The sequence below is a fragment of the Actinosynnema sp. NPDC004786 genome, from assembly GCF_053601135.1.
Map to the genome: position 1 here is coordinate 84,810 of NZ_JBSGBG010000008.1, position 4,535 is coordinate 89,344.

At 74.5% G+C, this 4,535-nt stretch carries 5 protein-coding genes; all 5 read right to left on the minus strand.

Annotation, left to right across the window (positions count from 1 at the left end):
- Positions 1–42 precede the first annotated feature (42 nt).
- Positions 43–843 (minus strand): ABC transporter permease, encoded by an 801-nt coding sequence (locus ACWEFJ_RS09405; protein ID WP_378087370.1) that lies wholly within the window; start codon positions 841–843, stop codon positions 43–45.
- Positions 840–1,796, minus strand: coding sequence for an ATP-binding cassette domain-containing protein (locus ACWEFJ_RS09410; RefSeq protein WP_378087368.1), 957 nt, complete (start codon positions 1,794–1,796; stop codon positions 840–842). The genes ACWEFJ_RS09405 and ACWEFJ_RS09410 overlap by 4 nt, the downstream gene beginning before the upstream one ends.
- A 119-nt stretch (positions 1,797–1,915) precedes the next feature.
- Positions 1,916–2,737 carry an enoyl-ACP reductase FabI gene (gene fabI / locus ACWEFJ_RS09415; protein WP_378087366.1) on the minus strand — a complete coding sequence of 274 codons (822 nt, stop codon included), beginning with the start codon at positions 2,735–2,737 and terminating at the stop codon, positions 1,916–1,918.
- Between the two features lie 3 nt (positions 2,738–2,740).
- A complete protein-coding gene (locus ACWEFJ_RS09420) occupies positions 2,741–3,721 on the minus strand; it encodes a TauD/TfdA family dioxygenase (protein WP_449713432.1) in 981 nt (326 codons plus the stop codon).
- Positions 3,722–3,732: 11 nt separating this feature from the next.
- A complete protein-coding gene (locus ACWEFJ_RS09425; RefSeq protein WP_449713433.1) occupies positions 3,733–4,506 on the minus strand; it encodes a thioesterase II family protein in 774 nt (257 codons plus the stop codon).
- Positions 4,507–4,535: the final 29 nt, after the last annotated feature.

The window sequence follows — 4,535 nt, forward strand, 5'->3', positions numbered from 1 at the left end:
CGCGCGGTAGGTGGGACGGGCGCCCGTCCCACCTACCCCTGGTCACCGGGACGCCACCCGGCGGTAGGCCCGCATGCTCAGCGGCACGAACACCGCCACGATGAGCAGGGACGCCAGCCACGCGTACGCCAGCGCGTGGTCGTCGGGCCAGGAGCCGGACACCACGTTCAGGCCCGGCACGGTGTTGCCGAACAGCTCCCGCACCGCGTTGATGACGGCGGTCAGCGGGTTCCACTCGGCGATCACCCGCAGCGGTCCGGGCATGGACTCCTCGGGCACGAAGCCGGAGGACACGAACGTCAGCGGGGTCAGCCAGATCAGGCCGGCGCTCTGCGCGGCCTCCGGGCTCGGCGAGATCAGCCCGATCAGCGCCCCGATCCACGACATGGCGAACGCGAACACCAGCAGCACCAGGAACGCGAGCACCGCGTCGAGGAAGCTGCCCCGCACCCGCCAGCCGATGAGCAGGCCGCACAGGCACGTCACCAGCATAGCGACACCGCTCACCGCGAGGTCCGACAGCGTGCGGCCGACCAGCACCGACACCCCGGACATCGGCAGGGACCGCAGCCGGTCGATGAACCCCTTGCGCAGGTCCGTCGCCAGGCCGAGCACGGTGAACGCGGAGTTGAACGCCAGCGTCTGCACCAGGATGCCCGCCAGCAGGTACTCGCGGTACGCCGCGCCGCCGAGCAGGCCGCCGAAGACGAACCCGAACAGCAGCACGAACATCACCGGCTGCACCACCGCGGCGAACGCCCAGTCGACGCTGCGCCGCACGTGCAGCAGGTTGCGCCAGGCGATCATCCAGCCGTCGACGGCAACCTTGGCCACCACGGTCACGAGTCCTCCCGGTCGTCGGCGCCGCGCTCGGTCAGCATCAGGAACACGTCGTCCAGCTTGGGCCGGTGCAGCGACACGTCGAGCACCCGCACGTCCGCCGCGTCGAGCCGCTTCAACGCCTCCACCAGCGTCTTCGGGCCGACGTGCACGAGCACGTGGGCCCGTCGCAGGTGGTCGTCCACCACCGGCTCGGCCGCGCCGACCTCGGTCAGCACGCGGGTCAGCTCCGGCAGGTCGGCGCGCTCGGCGACGACGATCTCCAGCCGCTCGCTGCCGACGCGGGCCTTCAGCTCGTCCGACGTGCCGCGCTCGACCACCCGGCCGCGGTCGATCACCACGATCGAGTCGGCGAGCTGGTCGGCCTCCTCCAGGTACTGCGTGGTGAGCAGCACGGACGCGCCGTCGTCCACCAGCCGCCGGACCATCTCCCAGGTGTCCAACCGGGACCGCGGGTCCAGGCCCGTGGTCGGCTCGTCCAGCACGACGACCGGCGGCCGGGCGACCAGCGCGCCCGCCAGGTCCAGCCGGCGGCGCATGCCGCCGGAGTAGGTGCGCAGCAGCCGCGACGCGGCGTGCTCCAGCCGGAACAGCGCCAGCAGCTCCCGGGCGCGGGCCCGCGCGGCGGCGGCCTTGAAGCCGTACAGCCTGCCGACCAGGTACAGGTTCTCGTACCCGGTCAGGCTCTCGTCCACGGCCGCGTACTGCCCGGACAGGCCGATCGAGCGGCGCACGTCGGCCGACTGGGCGACGACGTCGTAGCCGGCGACGCGGATGTCGCCCGCGTCCGGCCGCAACAGCGTCGTCAACACCCGGACCATGGTGGTCTTGCCGGCGCCGTTCGGGCCCAACAGCCCGAGCACCGTCCCGGTGGGGACGGTCAGGTCCACGCCGTCGAGGGCGCGGTGCGCCTGGTACGACTTGACGACGCCACGCGCCTCGACGGCTGCGGTCACCGTTGCTCCTCCGTGCGGTCGTCCGCCCCGACCGGGGTTCGGGGCGGGAACAGGATCGAACGCGCCGCCCGCACCGGGAGTCCCCGGGACGACCCGTTCCGCGCCGCGGCCGGCCACGGTCACGACCCCGCCGGCGGCGGCGCCGCGACGGGGACGCCGGGCCGGTCCCCGATCACGTGCGCGCCGCCGTCGACGTGGACGATCTCGCCGGTGGTCGCGGGGAACCAGTCCGACAGCAACGCCACGCACGCCCGCGCCACGGGGGTGAACTCCTGGTCGTCCCACCCGAGCGGGGCCTTGCCGTGCCACCGCAGCCCTTCCCGGCGGGCGGCCTCGTCGCCGCCCGGCCCGATGGCGATGGCGGCGGTGGTGCGCAGCGGCCCGGCGGCGACCAGGTTGACCCGGATGCCGTCGCGGCCCAGGTAGGACGCGAGGTAGCGGGAGCAGGACTCCAGCGCGGCCTTCGCCACGCCCATCCAGTCGTACTCGGCGTACGCCTGCGAGGCGTCGAAGTCCAGGCCCACCACCGAGCCGCCCCGGCCCATCATCGGCCGCACGGCCCGCACGAGGGACTGCAAGGAGTAGGCGGAGACGTGCAGCGCGGGCGCCACGTCGTCCCACGCCGCGGTGAGGAAGTTGCCGCCGAGCGCGCCGGCCGGCGCGTAGGCGACGGAGTGCAGCACGCCGTCGATGTGGTCGGCGTGCGCGCCGACGCGCTCGGGCAGCGAGGCGAGGTGGTCGGCGTCCGTGACGTCCAGCTCGACCACGGGCGCGGGCGACGGCAGCCGCTGCGCGAGCCGTTCCACGAGGCGCACCCGGCCGTAGGCGGTGAGGACGACGTGCGCGCCCTCCTCCTGCGCCAGGCGCGCCACGTGGTAGGCGATGGACGTCGGCGTGAGGACGCCGGTGACGAGCAGGGTCTTGCCCTTCAGCAGGTCCACGGCTCAGCTCTCCAGCACGTAGCCGTCGCCGGGGCGGTGGCCCCGGGAGCGGCGCAGGTCGGCGAACACGAAGGTGCGCTGCAACCAGCGGTCCGCGCCGTCGTAGCGCGGGGTGAACGCCGACCGGCCGTGCACGGTGACCCGGTTGTCCACGATCGCCAGGTCGCCCGCGGCCAGCCGCAGCCCGTTGAACGAGTTGTCGAACAGCTCGCCCAGCTCGGCCATCGCGGCGACCGCCCGCTCGGTGACGGGCTTGGTGGCCGCCTGGTCTACGCACAGGTCGGGGTCGTCCGGGTCGCCGTGCAGCACGGCGCGCGGCGGCACCTCCTCCGACGTCGTGCCGAAGGAGGGCGGGGGCGCGGTGACGAACTCGGCCGACGACAGCGCCGCGCGGGCCTGCTCGCCGAGCTTCGGCAGCACCTGCCGCGAGCAGACCAGCCGCAGCTCGGCCACCCGCTCGTGGTCCGGGCGCACGCACACCAGCAGCACGAAGTCGGGCCGGTGCTGGTGGAAGGCGTTCTCGGTGTGGAAGGTCAGGTGCACCGAGCCGACGTTGCCCTGCACCTCCTCCTTGCCGGGCACGGGCACCACGTTCTGCACGAGCGCGCCGGACTTCTCCGCCCGGAACGCGCCGGGATCGCCCAGCCCGTGCGCCACGAGCACGAGGACGGCGGCGGAGACCGTCGCCTCGCGCACCACCGACCCCTCGGCCTTCGGCGTCTCCGGCAGGTTCTCCTCGTCCACCGGCAGGTTGCGCAGCAGCAGCGCGCCGCCGGTGCCGGAGTCGCGGCGGAACTCCTTGAGCGTGTGCCGCAGGCTCGCGGGCGCGTCCTCCCAGGCCCGGCGCGCGGCGGCCACCCACTCGGGGCTGTCCACGCGCCCGCCCGCCACGTCCAGCAGGTCGCGGGCGATCCGGTCGAGCCACGCGTGCTCGTCGGCGTCGAGCGTGGCGGTGGTCAGCGTGTCGTCCTTCACCAACAACATGTCACTCACCCTTAGTGGGTCGTCACCGGGCGGACCCGCCCGAGGTGTGCGGAGATCGCCCCGAGCAGGGCGGTCGGGTCGTGCCGGAAGTAGAAGTGGCCGCCGGGGAACGCGCGGTGCTCGCGCACCGCCCCGGAGGCGGCCAGGTCGCGCCACGCCTCGCCGCGGTCGTGGTCGACGTCGGGGTCGGCGTCGCCGCGGTAGACCACGAGCGGCGTGGCCACGGGCGTGGGCGCGGCGGGCGCGTACCGCTCGATGAGCCGGTAGTCGGCGCGGATCGTCGGCAGCAGCAGCTCCCGCAGGTCCGGGTCGGCCAGCGCGGCGGCGTCGTCGCCGGACACGCGGGTGATCTCGGCGACCAGCGCGTCGTCGTCCCGCGCGTGCAGGTCGCGCGGCGTGCGGCGGTGCGGTGCGGCGAACCCGGAGGCCACGAGCAGCGCCGGCGGCCGGCCGCGGTCCTCGCAGCGCCGGGTCACCTCGTAGGCGATGGCCGCGCCCATGCTGTGCCCGAACAGCACCACGGGCCGGTCGAACAGCGGCGCGAGCACGTCGGCCAGCACGTCGGCCATGGCCGCCATGTCGTCGATCGGCGCGTCGACCAGGCGTTCCTCCCGGCCCGGGTACTGCACCACGCGCACCTCGACCGAGGCGGGCAGCCGTGCCCCCCAGTCGCGGTAGTAGCTCGCCGACCCGCCCGCGTGGGGCAGGCACACGAGCGTCACGGCGGCCGACGGCCGGGGCGTGCGCGTGCGCAGCCAGCGGTCGGCGGTGGTCGTGGCCGCCATCCGCACCTCCTTGTGGTAGACGGGTCTGC

Bases quoted from the DNA above. Each gene is read 5' to 3' on its own strand.
- ACWEFJ_RS09420 (WP_449713432.1), bottom strand. From the start codon at position 3,721: ATGTTGTTGGTGAAGGACGACACGCTGACCACCGCCACGCTCGACGCC.
- ACWEFJ_RS09425 (WP_449713433.1), bottom strand. From the start codon at position 4,506: ATGGCGGCCACGACCACCGCCGACCGCTGGCTGCGCACGCGCACGCCC.